Source organism: Streptomyces sp. AM 2-1-1 (genome assembly GCF_029167645.1).
In the GTDB taxonomy this organism is placed as follows: domain Bacteria; phylum Actinomycetota; class Actinomycetes; order Streptomycetales; family Streptomycetaceae; genus Streptomyces.
This window is the reverse complement of record NZ_CP119147.1, coordinates 6,303,452-6,318,516: the sequence shown is the minus strand read 5'-3', so window position 1 is coordinate 6,318,516 and position 15,065 is coordinate 6,303,452. Positions and strand designations below refer to the sequence as shown.

General features: G+C 73.3%; 9 protein-coding genes. 5 read left to right on the top strand and 4 right to left on the bottom strand.

From position 1 onward, the window contains the following. The first annotated feature begins 4 nt into the window (after positions 1 to 4). Positions 5 to 649 carry an RNA 2',3'-cyclic phosphodiesterase gene (gene thpR / locus PZB77_RS27535; RefSeq protein ID WP_275495326.1) on the top strand — a complete coding sequence of 215 codons (645 nt, stop codon included), beginning with the start codon at positions 5 to 7 and terminating at the stop codon, positions 647 to 649. A gap of 290 nt (positions 650 to 939) precedes the next feature. Beyond that, entirely contained in the window at positions 940 to 2,892 is a 1,953-nt protein-coding gene (locus tag PZB77_RS27530; RefSeq protein WP_275495325.1) for an FHA domain-containing protein, read from the top strand. Between the two features lie 54 nt (positions 2,893 to 2,946). Here PZB77_RS27530 and PZB77_RS27525 read toward each other — a convergent pair whose 3' ends face one another. Further along, a complete protein-coding gene (locus PZB77_RS27525; protein ID WP_275495324.1) occupies positions 2,947 to 3,792 on the bottom strand; it encodes a prephenate dehydratase in 846 nt (281 codons plus the stop codon). Positions 3,793 to 4,609: 817 nt separating this feature from the next. Here PZB77_RS27525 and PZB77_RS27520 point away from each other — a divergent pair. Both PZB77_RS27520 and PZB77_RS27515 read left to right on the top strand, forming a co-directional pair. Then, on the top strand, positions 4,610 to 6,829 hold the full coding sequence (locus tag PZB77_RS27520; RefSeq protein WP_275495323.1) for a discoidin domain-containing protein: 2,220 nt from the start codon (positions 4,610 to 4,612) through the stop codon (positions 6,827 to 6,829). A gap of 89 nt (positions 6,830 to 6,918) precedes the next feature. Then, a complete protein-coding gene (locus PZB77_RS27515; RefSeq protein ID WP_275495322.1) occupies positions 6,919 to 8,034 on the top strand; it encodes a DUF1996 domain-containing protein in 1,116 nt (371 codons plus the stop codon). Between the two features lie 197 nt (positions 8,035 to 8,231). Here the strand turns inward: PZB77_RS27515 and PZB77_RS27510 are convergent, their stop codons facing one another. Together PZB77_RS27510 and PZB77_RS27505 are read right to left on the bottom strand one after the other, a co-directional pair. After that, positions 8,232 to 9,272: a LacI family DNA-binding transcriptional regulator gene (locus tag PZB77_RS27510; RefSeq protein ID WP_275495321.1), complete on the bottom strand. Its 1,041-nt coding sequence runs from the start codon at positions 9,270 to 9,272 to the stop codon at positions 8,232 to 8,234. Positions 9,273 to 9,295: 23 nt separating this feature from the next. After that, positions 9,296 to 11,767 carry a glycoside hydrolase family 3 C-terminal domain-containing protein gene (locus tag PZB77_RS27505; RefSeq protein ID WP_275495320.1) on the bottom strand — a complete coding sequence of 824 codons (2,472 nt, stop codon included), beginning with the start codon at positions 11,765 to 11,767 and terminating at the stop codon, positions 9,296 to 9,298. Positions 11,768 to 12,455: 688 nt separating this feature from the next. On the opposite strand from PZB77_RS27505, the gene PZB77_RS27500 reads away from it, so the two are divergent. Next, on the top strand, positions 12,456 to 13,253 hold the full coding sequence (locus tag PZB77_RS27500) for a hypothetical protein (protein ID WP_275495319.1): 798 nt from the start codon (positions 12,456 to 12,458) through the stop codon (positions 13,251 to 13,253). Between the two features lie 47 nt (positions 13,254 to 13,300). On the opposite strand, the gene PZB77_RS27495 is transcribed toward PZB77_RS27500, so the two are convergent. Further along, complete coding sequence (locus PZB77_RS27495; RefSeq protein ID WP_275495318.1) at positions 13,301 to 14,926, bottom strand: FAD-dependent monooxygenase; 1,626 nt, start codon at positions 14,924 to 14,926, stop codon at positions 13,301 to 13,303. Between the last annotated feature and the right edge of the window lie 139 nt (positions 14,927 to 15,065).

The following is a 15,065-nucleotide window of genomic DNA, read 5'->3' as shown; positions in this document are numbered from 1 at the left end:
GGGTGTGAACGAAGAGACCCGACCCGCGACCGTTCGCGTGTTCATCGCCCTCGCCCCGCCCGACCACGCGAAGGAGGAACTGGCCCGGGAGCTGGGCCCTTCCTACCTCACGCATCCGCGGATGCGCTGGAACCGCGTCGAGGACTGGCACGTCACCCTGGCGTTCCTCGGCGAGCTCCCGGTGGGGGCGGTCCCGCCGCTGCGCCCGCTCCTCGCCGGCCTCGCGGCGGCCCACCGACCGCCCGGGCTGGCCCTGAGGGGCAGCGGAACCTTCGACGACCGGGTGCTGTGGAGCGGTGTCGACGGCGACCTCGACGCGCTGCGCGCACTCGCCGCCGACGTGCGTACCGCCGTCCGGGACCAGGGCGTCGCCTTCGCGGAGCGGCCTTTCCGGCCCCATCTGACCCTGGCCCGCGCCCGCCGGGGCGATCTCTCCTCGGCCGGGGAGATCGCGGCGGGGCTCAGCGGCTTCACGGGCGTCCGGTGGCCCGCCGCACGACTGCACCTGGTCGGCAGCAACGTGGGCCGCAGCAGCGGTCCGATCCACTACCGCGACATCGAGGCGTGGCCCCTGGGCGGCGGCGCGGGGGCGCCCGCCGCCCAGGAGACCGGTGACACTCCACCGGACGGTGCGGACCGGGCGGACTGAACGCCCGCGCCGGCCCCTCTCCCGCACCGCTCACCTCGCGCACTTCGAAGCGCCGCGCGGGGGGTGTCCCGTAGACTTCGAGAGCGCGACGGCGGCCGGTCAACACGTCTTGTCACACAAGCGATTGATGGTCCGTCACGGGACAGGACGGACTGGTGGGATCGTCGTGCACGGTGTGACGACGCGTCGGACGGCCGGCACCGTCAGCGCGGGGGGTACGGGACGCCCAGGGCCGGATCGGCGGCTCGGGGCGGCCCGTTGGAGCTGGGCGTCGTTCACAAGGAGTGGCCATGCCATCAGTCATCGTGGGGCGTTCGGGCCCCTTCACCGGGCAGAGCGTGGTTCTGGGAACCGCTCCTGTGACCTTCGGGCGCAAGGGCGACAACGGGGTCGTGATCGTGAGCCCCAGCGCGTCCCGCCTGCACGCCGAGATCGTCAGGGAGGACGCCGAGTACGTCCTGTACGACCGGGACAGCAGGAACGGCACGTACGTCAACGACGAGCGCGTCACCCGGCACGTACTGCGGCCGCACGACTGCGTCCGGATCGGGGACGAGACCTTCCTCTACGAGGCGCAGGACGTCATGGAGACGGTCATCGACCTCTCCCAGCTGCATCTTCCCCGGCTGAACGCCGCCGCGAACCCCGGGGTCCTGCGGGTCACGGTCACCGGCGGCGGGCCGGTGGGACTCGCTTTCGCGCTGGCGCTGGACGAGATGCTGAGCGGCCGGGTGGCGATCACCGTGTACGACGGACGGTGGGTACGCGAGGGCGCCGACGTCGTCTGGAAGGACGAGTCGCAGGGCAACGTCCGGCGTCAGCAGGTGGTCACTGTCCAGAGCCGGCAGTACCTGGCGCTCTCGGAGGAGGTGCGTTCGGCGCTCTTCGACGACGCCGCCTCGTACTCGGAGATGTGGCCGGTGGGGCCGGACTCCGTCGACGGCCGGCCGCCCCGCAACATCCGGATCGCCTACATCGAGGACCGGCTCCTGGCGCTCGCCAACACGAGGCCCGCGATCCAGCTGATACCGCACCGCTTCGACCCGGTCGAGCGGCAGGGACGGCTCGCCCAGGAACACGTCCTGGTGATCGGGGAGGGCGGACGCTCCCGCACCCGCGACCACTTCGCCGACCGGTTCGGCTCGGCCGACCCGTCCATCTACTCCCTCGACGGCGAGCACCTCCAGGACGTCGTGCTGGGGCTGCGGGTCAAGTCGCGCCTGTCGGACCCGATGAGCGTGCTGCTGACCGTGTCGCAGAACCGCTTCCTGCTCAACTCGCTGCGCGGTGAGGGCTTCCTGAACATGCGGCTCACCCGCGAGGAGGCCAAGGGTGTGATCGGCATCGATCCGGTCCGCCAGGTGTTCGAGCCGTGCATCGCGGCCCGCCCCTGCCTGATGAACCGCGAGGAGGACAACGAGTTCCGCTGCTCGACGCACGGAACCCTCTTCCTGCCCGCCCTGCTGCGCGGATCGCCCCTGTGGAAGGAGATCCGGCAGGGCCTGAACCTGTTCGGTGTGGCCGAGGACGATCTGTCCGCGATCACGTCGTTCCGGCTGGACATGGTGCAGCGCCCCCGGTTCACCGCCCAGCTCAGCCGTCCGACGGCGACGACCCCGGGGACGTACGGCTTCCTGCTGGGGGACGCGGCCAACGCCATCCACTTCTGGCCCGGCCGCGGGCTCAACAGCGGTCTCGCCTCGGCCACCTCCCTCGCCCGGTCGCTCAGCCGGTCCTGGCGGGGCAAGCCGCTGCGCGACGCCGACTTCATCCGCCACGAGGCGGCGATGTCGATGCTGCAGTACCGGCACAAGAGCCGCGCCTGGAACGCGATGGTGACCACCGACGAGCGGGGCGTCACCCGGGCCATCAAGGACATCATCGCCCGGAGCACGGAAGCCGGGCCGAAGGAGGCCGGGCCGGCTGCCGGGTCAGGCACGGGACGCCCGGACCTCGACGAACTGCTGGACCGCATGGCGGCGATCCGCGACCGTCTCGCGCCGAGGCTGCCGGGTATGCCGACCATGGAGCAGCTCCGCGCGCACCTCGCGCCGCTCGCCCCGGGGACCCTTCGCACCCTGCAGGAGAGCGGGGCCTGGGACACCCTGATCGTCGGCGGGGAGGAGGCCGACATCGACCTCTTCTACCAGTCGGACTCGCCGGTCTACGTGCCGCGGCCCGCCGGTCCGCGGACGGCCGGTCCCGCCGACCCCAGAAGTCTCCCCTCGGCGGGCGTCGTGTGACGGGCCCGCTGCCCGGACGGGGCGGCCGGCCGGCGGCCGCCCGCCCGGTCCGGGTCAGCCGGTGTGTTCCCGCAGCCGGTGCGGGTCGGCCGGGTAGACGCCGAGCACGCGTACCTCGGAGGAGAAGAAGCTCAGCTCGTTGAGGGCGAGGGCGACGCGCGGCTCGTCGGGGTGCCCCTCGATCTCCACGTAGAAGCGGCTGGGACTGAGCCCCGCGCCCATCTGGTAGCTCTCGATCTTGGTGAGGTTGACCCCGCTGGTGGCGAATCCGCCGAGGGCCTTGAAGAGCGCGCTGGGGATGTTGCGCACGCAGAAGAACAGGCTCGTCATCGTGGCGCCGTCGGTGCCGGGCCGGGGGGTCGAGTCGCGGGAGAGCACCACGAAGCGCGTGGTGTTCTCCGGGTCGTCCTCGACCTCCGGCCGGAGCACGTCCAGCCCGTACAGCTTCGCCGCGGCGGGCGGGGCGAGCGCGGCGTGGCGGGGATCGCCCAGCTCCGCCACCTCGCGGGCCGATCCGGCGGTGTCGTCGCTGACGAGGGTGCGCCAGCCGCCCTCGCGCAGCAACTTCCGGCACTGGCCCAGGGCGTGGACGTGGCTGCGCACGCATTCCACCTGATCGAGTGAGGCGCCCGGGACGCCCATCAGGTCGAATCGGATCGCGAGGAAGTGCTCCGCGATGATGAAGAGGCCCGAATCCGGCAGCAGGTGGTGCACGTCGGCGACGCGCCCTGCCGCGGAGTTGTCGACCGGGATCACCGCGACGTCCGCGGTACCGAGCGTCACGGCGTCCAGCGCCTGCTCGAAGCCCGTGCAGGGAATCTCGCCGCACCCGGGGTAGAGCGCGTGGGCGGCGGTCGCCGAGTTGGAGCCCGGTTCCCCCTGATATGCGACGATCGTCACCTTGTTTTGCCTTCCACCATGGAGCCTCGTGTCGCGGGCGGCGGAGCTCCCTCCGCGTTCCCGCCTCTACGCAGTATCGGCGCTCGGGCCCGGTCCGGGCACACCGGGTGCGGGGCGCCCACTCCCGACGGCAAGCCCCCCGGTCTCCCGGCGCCCCCGTCCGGCTCCCCGACCGGGAGCGCCACCGGGTGGAGGCGACCGCCGACGAGGCCGGGCGGGTTCCGGCCACCGGACGTGCGGCCCGAGCACGGCCCCCACCCGCGGGATCGGGCGGGTCCTTCGTCCGTTCGCCGGCGGCCGGGGCGGCTCGCCGTCCCGGCCCGGCCGCCTCTTCCTCGCCCCGCACCACCACGTGTATGGGGCAACGGCCCGAGGGTCAGCCGCCTCCGTTCCGGCGCCGCGGCCCCTCGGTCACCCCACCTCCGCACCAGCGGCGAGTCCTGACCGCTTTACTCGACACACCGAGGGAAAGCAAGCGTTGAACCGGCCATTCTCCGCAGACTCCGGAGCCGCTGCCGCACACCCGCCCCATCTGCCTCTTCCCAGTTCGACCACCCTTCCATCGGCGCGACTCCGGGCCAACGGTGTGGATCGAGTTCCAGCCACACTTCGGTCGACCGACCCTCTCCCCCGGAACGCCGGACCGGTGAAACCTCGCGAAGCGACCCGTACGCCCGCGACGCCACGGCGCCCCGTGCCGGCGGGGTGTCGAAGGCGCCCGCGGAGGCGGCGCCCCAGAGAGTTCGCGCCCACCTCATTGACAGGAACACGCCCCCGCGACACTCTCGGGAGAGCGCTCTCCAAGACCGGCAACGGGATGCCGGTCTCCTCTCAGCACCCGCCAGGAGCCCACGTGTTCAGACCACTCCCCGCTGTTTCCGGCCGCCCACGGGCCGGACGGCGGCTCGTCTCCCTCACCGCCCTCGGCGCCCTCGTGGCGTCCTCGCTCACCCTGCTCGCGGCGCCGGGCGCCACGGCGGCCGACACCCTGCTCTCGCAGGGCCGGCCCGCCACCGCCTCCTCGGCCGAGGGTGACGGCTACTCCGCCGCGGCCGCCGTCGACGGCAACCTCACCGGCACCCGGTGGGCGAGCCGGTGGAGCGATCCGCAGTGGATCCAGGTCGACCTCGGCGCGTCGGCGAACCTCAGCCGCGCCGTCCTGACCTGGGAGTCCGCCTACGGAAAGTCGTACGAGATCCAGGCGTCCGACAACGGCACGGACTGGCGGACCCTGCGTACCGTCACCCAGGGCGACGGCGGCACGGATGACCTCACGCTCTCCGGTTCCGGCCGGTACGTCCGGATGCTGGGCACCGCCCGGGCGGGCGGATACGGCTACTCCCTCTGGGAGTTCCAGGTCTACGGCAGCACCGGCACCACCACGCCGCCGGCCTCCGGGGGCGCGGTGAAGGTGACCGGCTCGCAGGGCAACTGGCAGTTGCAGGCGGGCGGCCAGCCGTACACCGTGAAGGGCCTCACGTGGGGCCCCTCCGTCGCCGACGCCCCGAAGTACCTGCCCGACGTGAAGTCCATGGGCGTCAACACCATCCGCACCTGGGGCACCGACGGTTCGACCAAACCGCTGCTCGACTCGGCGGCGGCCAACGGCATCCGGATCATCAACGGCTTCTGGCTGCAGCCCGGTGGCGGCCCCGGCAGCGGCGGCTGCGTCAACTACGTCACCGACACCACGTACAAGAACAACTCGCTGGCGGAGTTCGCCAAGTGGGTCGACGCCTACAAGACCCACCCGGCGACCCTGATGTGGAACGTCGGCAACGAGTCGGTGCTCGGGCTCCAGAACTGCTACAGCGGGACGGAGCTGGAGGCGCAGCGCAACGCGTACACCACCTTCGTCAACGACGTGGCCAAGAAGATCCACTCGATCGACCCCGACCACCCGGTGACCTCCACCGACGCGTGGACCGGCGCCTGGCCGTACTACAAGCGCAACGCGCCCGACCTGGACCTCTACTCGATGAACTCCTACGGCGACGTCTGCAACGTGCAGCGCGACTGGGTGGCGGGCGGATACACCAAGCCCTACATCATCACCGAGACGGGTCCGGCCGGTGAGTGGGAGGTCGCGAACGACGCGAACGGCGTCCCCGACCAGAAGACCGACGTGCAGACCGCCGCCGGGTACACCGACGCGTGGAACTGCATCACCGCCCACCGGGGCGTGGCGCTCGGCGCCACGATGTTCCACTACGGCACCGAGCACGACTTCGGCGGGATCTGGTTCAACCTGGTGCCGGGCGGGTTCAAGCGGCTCTCGTACTACGCGGTGAAGCGGGCGTACGCCGGTTCGACGGCCGGGGACAACACCCCGCCCGTGATCAGCAACATGACCGTCTCGCCGGCCTCCGCCGCCCCGGCCGGGAAGGAGTTCACCGTCCGCGCCGACGTCCGCGACCCGGACAACGACCCGGTGACGTACAAGGTCTTCCTCAGCGGGAACTACGCCACCGGCGACAAGGCGCTGGTGGAGGCCGCGTGGCGGTCCACCGGGAACGGCACCTTCGCCGTGACGGCACCCGAGAAGCTGGGCGTCTGGAAGGTCTACATCCGGGCGGAGGACGGGCACGGCAACGCCGGCTTCGAGACGAAGTCGGTGCGGGTGGTGGCGCCGCCCGTGGACGGCACCAACGTGGCGCTGAACAAGCCGGCCACCGCCTCGTCCTCCCAGGCCGCGTACGGCGACTGCCCCTGCACCCCGGCCAACGCGGTCGACGGCAACCCGGTCACCCGGTGGGCCAGCGACTGGAGCGACCCGCAGTCCATCCAGGTGGATCTGGGCAGCCGCACCGCCCTGCGGACGCTCCAGCTCCAGTGGGACCCGGCCTTCGCCTCCTCGTACGAGGTGCAGCTGTCCGACGACAACGCCACCTGGCGCACGGTGTACACGACCACCACGGGCAACGGCGACATCGACACCGTCACCCTCGGGCAGACCGCCCGCCACGTCCGCCTCGTCCTCAAGGCCCGGGGCACCGGCTGGGGTTACTCCCTGCACGAGATCGGTGTCTACGCCTGACGGACGGGCGGCGCACTCCCCCTCTTCCGTGCCGCCGGTGCCGGACCGGCACCGGCGGCATCCCACCCCCTCCAGCGGAGAGGAACTCCATGAAAGGCACGAAGAACAAGCAGGGCGCCGCGAGAAGGCTTTCGGCGATCCTGGTCGGCACGGCCCTGGCCGCCACCCTCCTCGGTGTCGGCTCGACCCTCACGGCGGTCTCGCCCGGCGCGGCGTCCACCGACGCGGTGGCGGGCGCGGCGACGGCGGGCTCGCCCCACATGGGGCACGTCGCCGCGGCGGCCTCGGCCGCTTCGGCCGACGACGTGGACGGTGACGGCTACATCCCCGCCGTCCCGCCCGTCACCGGTGTGAACCCGTCGTGGGGCACGCCGGCGCCGCGCTACTTCCACGAGTTCCAGGCCAACTGTTCCGTCACCCACACCGCGCCGGACGACCCGATCGTCTTCCCCGGCCAGGCCGGCGCGTCCCACGACCACACCTTCATGGGCAACACGACGACCAACGCCCGGAGTGTCACCGCCTCGCTGTACGGCGGCAACACCACCTGCAAGGTGCCCGGCGACTCCTCGGCCTACTGGATGCCGTCCCTCTTCAAGGGCGACACGAAGGTCCTCCCGATCGGGCAGCAGGTCATCTACTACAAGGCCGGGGTGACCGACTACACCAGCGTCCGTCCCTTCCCCAAGGGGCTGCGCTACGTGGTGGGCAGTCCGACGCAGAGCGCCGCGCAGTTCCGGGCACTCAAGGGCTGGGTGGAGGGCTGGGAGTGCGGGGAGAGCTTCGGCAACATCGACTTCCCGGCCACCTGCCCGGTCGGTAGTCAGCTCAACCTCCGCATGCAGGCTCCCAGTTGCTGGGACGGTCTGCACCTGGACACGCCGAACCACCAGGCCCACATGGCGTATCCGGTCGTGAAGCCGGGCACCAACGACAACGTCTGCCCGGCCGACCATCCGGTGGCCCTGCCGATGGTCGAGTTCAAGATGGCGTTCCCCGTCAGCGGCGACATGTCGCAGGTCAGGCTGGCGAGCGGACGCGGGTACTCCTTCCACTACGACTTCTTCAACGCGTGGAACGAGCCGACGCTCAAGGCGCTCGTCGACCACTGCATCGTCGGTGGTCTGCAGTGCGACGCCCGCGGCTGGGACCAGAACCACCCGGAGGCCGGCGCCGCGCTGAACGCGGACTACCGCCTGCCGTAGGGGAGCAGGCTCCGGCCGTCTCCACCCCGTAACCCCCGGTCCGTCCCGTTTCCGCCCCGTCACGGGACGGACCGGGTCGAGGCGGGCCGCGCGCTCCGGGACGTGACGGGGCGGGCGCGCTCCTCCGGCGCACGGCCTGGTCGGGCACCGGACACCCGGCGCCCGACCAGGTCGTGCGCGCCCCTGCGGGGGCGGAACTACGCGGAGGCGCGCACCACGAGTTCGGGTTCGAAGATGACGGCGGTGGGCTCGGTGCGGGTCCCCTCGATCTCCTCCTGGAGCAGACACGCCATGCGGGCCGCCATCTCCTCCATCGGCTGGCGGACCGTGGTGAGCGGCGGTTCGGTGGCGGTCGCGGCGCTGGAGTCGTCGAACCCGACGACCGCGACGTCCTCGGGGACCCGGCGGCCCAGCTCCCTCAGTGCGTCGCACACGCCCCGCGCCATCACGTCGTTGGCCGCGAACACCCCGTCGATCGAGGGGTGTTCGCGCAGCAGGCGACGGAGTGCGGCGGCCCCGCTGTCGGCGGTGAAGCCGCCCTCCGCGACGGGTACGTAGGGGTGACCGTGGCGTTCCATCGTCTCCCGGAAGCCCGCCAGCCGGTCCTGGGCGGCCGGCAGGTCCAGCGGTCCGGTGATGGTGGCGACGCGTTCGCACCCCCGGGCCAGCAGGTGTTCGGCGGCCAGTCGGGCGCCGTCCCGGTGGGCCACGTCCACATAGGTCACCCGCGCCGGAACGCCGGGGCGCGCGAAGAGCACGCAGGGCAGCCGTTCGGCGGCCAGCAGGGCGGGCAGCGGGTCCTCGGCGTGCGTGGAGAAGATCAGCGCCCCGTCGGCCCTGCCCTGCCGGAGGTACTCCACCACCTCGCGCCGGGCGGCGTCCGTCTCCGCGAACATCAGCACCGGGTACATCGAACGCGGCCGCAGGAAGCCGACGACCCCGCTGACCACCCGCCCGAAGAAGGGGTCGGCCAGCGCCTGCGAGGCGAAGAGGTTCTGGCCGTCCTCGGAGTCGTCCCCCGCGCCGGAGACCACGAGGGCGAGGGTCCGGGCCCGCCGGGTCACCAGGGCGCGGGCGGCGCCGTTGGGGGCGTAACCGGTCCGCGCGATGGCGTCCCGTACCGCGTCCTGGATGGCCGGGTCCACGTTGCGGATGCCGTTGACCACGCGGGACACGGTGGCGCGGGAGACGCCCGCCTCCCGCGCGACGTCTTCGAGCCTGGGGGCGCGTCTGCTCATGCCGGTACCCTACCGGCGGACGGTCAGCGCTCCGGGAAGCGCTCTCCGCAGAAGCGGCCGTCCGTCGTGCCGCGGACCTCCACCGAGGCGGCCAGGGGCAGTTGTCCGGCCGATGGCCCGGCGTGCACCTCGTACGCCCCGGACTCGGTCAGCCACCCCCGCTCCCGCGGGGACCAGTGGTGCAGGGCCCGGTGGGGCACGTGTACGGCTGCGGTGACGACCTCTCCCGGTCCGGCGGTGACGGCGGTGTACCCGGCCAGCCACCGTACGGGGCGCTCCACCGCCGAGCCGGGCCGCGCGAGGTAGACCTGTGGGACCTCCCGGCCCGGCCGGGCGCCGGTGTTGCGCAGGCGTACGGAGACGGTGAAGGCCGTGTCACCGGCCCCGTCGCCCGGGGAGGAGACCGCCACCTCCTCGTACTCCCAGGTCGTGTAGCCGAGTCCGTGGCCGAACCAGTAGGCGGGCGTGCGGTGTTCGCGCAGCCAGGCCCGGTGGCCGATGTGCGGGCCCTCGGTGTACCGCAGCACGCCGTCCACCGGCCGCACCGAGGTGACCGGTGCGTCGGCGAGGGCGGCGGGCCAGGTGGTCGGCAGCCGGCCGCCCGGTTCCGCGGCGCCGAACAGCACGTCGGCCACGCCGGTTCCGGCCTCCTGCCCGGGGAACCAGGCAAGCAGCACGGCCGGGGCGGCCTCCCGCCAGGGCATCTCGACCGGCCCGCCGGAGTTGACGACGACGACGGTACGGGGCTGGACGGCGACCACCGCGCGGACGAGGTCGTCCTGGTCACCGGGGAGCGCGAGGGTGGTCCGGTCGTGGCCCTCCGACTCGCTGTCCTGAGTGGTGCCCACGAAGACGACGGCCGCGTCCGCCGTGCGGGCGGCCTCCACCGCGTCCGCCAGCGCGGTCGCGCGGTCGGGCCGCGGCGGGGCGGCCGTCACGAGGGTGGCGCGTCCGGTGTCCTCGGCGAGTTCGCGGCGGGCCACGACCAGCACGGACCGCCCGGCCGTCAGGGCGGCCTCGCCGTACCGGCTCGGCGGGTTGACGTGCACCACCGCCGGGTCGTCGGTCTCGCGCGGGAACACCCCGTCGACCAGCGCAGTGCCGTCGACGGTCAGGCTCATCCGGCCGAATCCCCCGACACCGAAGGTCCAGGTGCCGCCCGCGGCGGGGGTCAGCCGGGCGCTGATCTCCACGGTGCGGGCGCCGGACGGCAGGGGAGGCTCGATCTGCCGGCCGGATTCCCGGTGCCCCGCGTACAGTTCGGCGCCGTCCGGGCCGAGCACCCGCAGCAGGGTGCCGGGCCGGCCGTCGCGCGGATCGAGGCAGTCGGGGCCGCCGAGGAAGGGGGGCGCGCCCAGGGCGGGGCCGGGGGCGTGCACGATGCGGGCGGTTCCGCCGAGGGCGTCGCGGAGGGCGTCGAGCGGTGTGGAGACGTGACGGGGGTGGACGCCGGCGCTGCCGCCGCCCTGCACGCGGGGGTCCGCGGCCTGCGCGCCGATCACCGCGAGGGAGGTGAGCGAGGCCGGGTCCAGCGGCAGGACGCCCCGGTTGCCGAGCAGCACGCAGCCGGCGGCGACCGCGCGCCGCAGCAGCGCGCGCGACTCGTCCGGGGCCGCGGGTGCCGGGGCGGGGGCGCGGTGGAGCGCGCCGACCCGGTCGGCGAGCCGCAGCAGGCGGCCCACCTTGTCGTCGATCGCGGCGACGGGGACGCGGCCGTCCTCGACCGCCCGGACGAGGCCGTCCGCCCAGGGGCTCTCGGGGCCGGGCATCGCCAGGTCGAGGGCGGCGCGGCCGGCGGGCACGGTGGAGCGCACCGCGCCCCAGTCGGAGACGAGGAGGCCGTCGAATCCCCATTCCTCCTTGAGCGGATGCCCGAGGAGGGGGTTCTCTGCCAGGGTGGTGCCGTTGACCGCGTTGTAGCCGCACATCACCGCCCGTACCCGGGCGGCCCGCACGGCCGCTTCGAAGGGGACGAGGTAGACCTCGCGCAGGGTGCGCTCGTCGAGGCCGACGGAGACGGTGAGGCGCTCCGTCTCGGAGTCGTTGGCGACGTAGTGCTTGGCGCAGGCGGCGACGCCCTGCGCCTGGATGCCCCGGATCAGAGCGACGCCGGTACGGGCGGTCAGCTCGGGGTCCTCGGAGTAGCACTCGAAGTGGCGGCCGCCCAGCGGTGACCGGTGGAGGTTGAGGGTGGGCGCGAGCACGACGTCCACGCCCTTCCCGCGCGCCTCGGCGGCGAGCAGGCCGCCCAGTCGCTCGGTCAGCCCTTCGTCCCACATCGCGCCGAGGGCGGAGGCGGACGGCAGCAGTGCCGAGGTGTTCCGCTCCTCCCAGCTCTCCCCGCGCACCCCGGCGGGTCCGTCGGACATCACCATCCCGCGGAGCCCCAGGGCGGGTTCGTCGGCGGTGCGCCACGTGGTCGCGCCCGTGAGCAGCCGTACCTTCTGGCGCGTGTCCAGCTTGTCCAGCAGCCGGGCGATTTCTTCCTGCGTCACCGCGTCCCCCTCGTGAGGCGTTCCCCGCAGGAACGGGGAGAGCGCTCTCCGAGAGCATCGCCAAAAGGCCCGCGCGTGTCAACGCAAGGGTGGAGCCGGAAGGGTGCCCGGACCGTGCCGGCAGCCGCTCGGCGGCCCAGGACGGCGCGAGCGGCCGGCACCCGACCCGGTGCCGACCGGCCACCGACCGGCGCGGGGCCTTAGGCGCCCGCGCTGCGGGAGCCTCCGGGCGGCCGGCAGGTCTCCCACCCCTTGGTCGCGGACGACGGCGCCGCCCCCGGGACGCCGCCCCGGCGACCACGGTGTGGCTGCCGCCGCACCCGCCCCGCATCCTTCGCGCCCACCACCCGAACCGCCGCACGCGCATCCGCGCGGCACGCAGGGGGACGCGGTCGGGCGCCGACCGGGGCCGGCGCACCCGGGAGCGGCCGCGGGAGACCGTGGGACCACGGGTGCGCCGAGGCCCCGGAACTCCGGTTTCCCGGCGTGCGGGCCGGTGCGCGCCGGTACGAGCCGGTACGCGCCGACGAGTCGATCACGACGGAATCACGATCACCGGCTGCGGCGGACACGCCCATGACCAGGGGCGCGTGCGCACATAGGGTGCGCACGGGCAACATCCGTGGTGCACACACGTGAACCTCAGGTCACACACCGGGCGTTGCGACCCCCAGAGGAGAAACACCCCATGCGCGCTGCCGTCCTCCGCCGATCCGTCCTCGCCGTACCGGTGGCCACCCTGGTGGTCCTGACCCCCGCTTGCGGAAGCTCGTCGGAGACTCCGTCCGCACGAGCCGGGAGCCCGGAGGCAACCGTCGAAGCCGAGACGACCACCACCGCGGCCCTGAGCACCGCCGAACTGCGCAGGGCAGCACTCGTCCAGGGCGACGTCCCCGGCTACGTCGTCGGGAAGGCCGACGAGGGCATCACCGGGCCCGTCACAGTGGACCGGGCCGTGTGCCTCCCCTTCGCCCTGGCTCTCTTCGCCGCCCCGCAGAAGGGCAGCGTCGGCGCGACCGGCCTCACCGTCACCAAGTCGGACACGGCCGGGGTGGACACCGGCTCGGTCACCTCCGAGGACGAGGTCACGGAGGAGGTGGAGAAGTCCGTCGAGATGACGACGAGTCTGGTCACCCTCTCCTCCTACGAGGAGGAGGAGGCGACTGCGGCGCTGGCGGGTGTCCGCGCGGCGGCCACCGCCTGCAGCGCAGGCTTCACCGCGAGGGTGGAGGGCCGGACCCAGGAAGTCTTCCGGATCCTGCCGGCCGGCGCGAACGGCGGTCAGGCCGCCGCCGGCTGGACCACTTCCGTCGGCGACGCGGACAAGGAGACCCCCTTCTCCCTGGTCGTCGCACGCCAGGGCAGCACCCTGGTCTCCTTCACCACCATGGACGCGGGGGCCTACCTCGGCAAGAGGCCGGCGACGGACGAGGTGTCCGGGCCGCCCGCCACGCTCGTGTCGGCGCAGCTCGCCAAGCTCTCCTGACACCCGCGTGCCCGGTCGCCCCACCGCGACGGGCCGCGCTCCGCGGCTCAGGTGCGCAGGACCCGGGTGAGGTATGCGGACAGCTCCGTCACGTTGTCCGGCCCGAACCGCGTGGCGAGGTACCCGTCGGGGCGGACGAGGAAGGCGGTGGGGGCTTCGGTGCGGTAGATCCGCCGGAACTCCGCCCGGCTGTCGCTCCACAGGGGGACCCTGCTGTTCCCCTCCACCGGCTCGCCGATCCCGAGCAACGCGACGACGGGCACCCGGCCGTGTGTACGCCGGGCGAGCTCGGCGACCGCTCCGCCGAACCGGTCCAGGGCCGCGGTGTCCGGGCCGTACAGCACCAGCGTGTGGTCAGGTCCGCGCCGCAGCAGGTCGAAGAGCCGCACCCCGTACCTCGTGAGAGGGCCGACGAGCCCTCCGCAGTCCGGGGCGCGGTCGCCGGAGTCGGGCGCTCCGGGTCCTCCCGAGAGCGCCCCGGTGAGCGGCCCGTCCCGGTAGCCGACGAGGAGTTGGGCCTCGCGCAGCATGACGGTCCCGAGGTCGTCGGGACCGGACGGTACGCCGCCTCCGGTGGCGTGCCGTACGGTGCGGCCGACGACCTCCTCCCCCACCGGCCTGCGCTCGGCGTCGTAACTCTCCAGCAGGGAGGGGGTGGTGAGGCCCGCCGTCGCCAGGGCCAGTTTCCAGGCGAGGTTGACCGCGTCCTGGATGCCGGTGTTCATGCCCTGGGCGCCGGTGGGCGGGTGGATGTGCGCGGCGTCGCCGGCGACGAACACCCGGCCCGTCCCGTACCGGTCCACGATCCGGTGGCTGATGCGGAAGACGGACGACCAGCGCATCCCGGACACCGTGGCCGGCTCCGGGGCGAGCCGGTCCACGACCGCCTGGATGTGCGCCAGTTCGGGGCGGAGCCCTTCCCGAGTGCCGTGCGCGACCGGGTCCGGCGGCCCGCCCGACGAGGACAGCTCCGGCGGTACCAGCATCGACATCCGGTAGCGCGAACGGCCCGGCAGGGGGATCCCGACGAGAAGGTCGTCGGGTCGGCCGTCGCCGCCGGGACGCGTCGCGCGGACGGCGTACCCCGGTGGGAGACTCCAGTCGGTCTCCACGTCCGCCAGCATGTACTCCTCGGCGAACGCGCCGCCTTCGAAAGTGAGCCCGAGCCCTTTGCGTACCGCGCTGTGCGCGCCGTCGCATCCGACGAGGTAACGGGAGCGGAGGTCACGTGTGCGGCCCGTCTCCGTGACCACGCTGCTCCACACACCTCCGCCGTCCTGCACGAAGGAGACCAGTTCGGTGCCGCGCTCGACCGTGGTGCCGTACCGCTCCAGGTGCTCGGTGAGGATCCGCTCGGTCTCGTACTGCGGCAGCGCGGCGAAGCCGTACGGCACGTCCGGCGGCAACGTCAGCCCGACGCGGGACCGTTCCACGCCGTCGATGTACACCAGTTGGCCGCGCATCGGCACGGCGGCGGCCAGCGCGTCGTCGGCGACTCCCGCCCGGTCCCACAATTCGAGGGTCCTGGGCTGGATTCCCACCGCCCTGGCGTGCGGAACCGGGGCTCGCAGCTTGTCGATCACCCGGCAGGTGACGCCGCGGCGCCGAAGTTCCAGAGCGGCGGTCAGCCCGACCGGGCCCGCGCCCACGATCAGTACATCGGTGCGCCCCACGGTTTACTCCCGTCCCACAGCGCCCCCGGGATTCTCTCCATCGTCACCCCACCGCCCACCCCGGGCGACCCGTGCGCGGGGCCGTGGGGCCGGGCGCGGCGCCGGCTGTGAGGAACGGCGGTTCAGGAACACCCGCCCG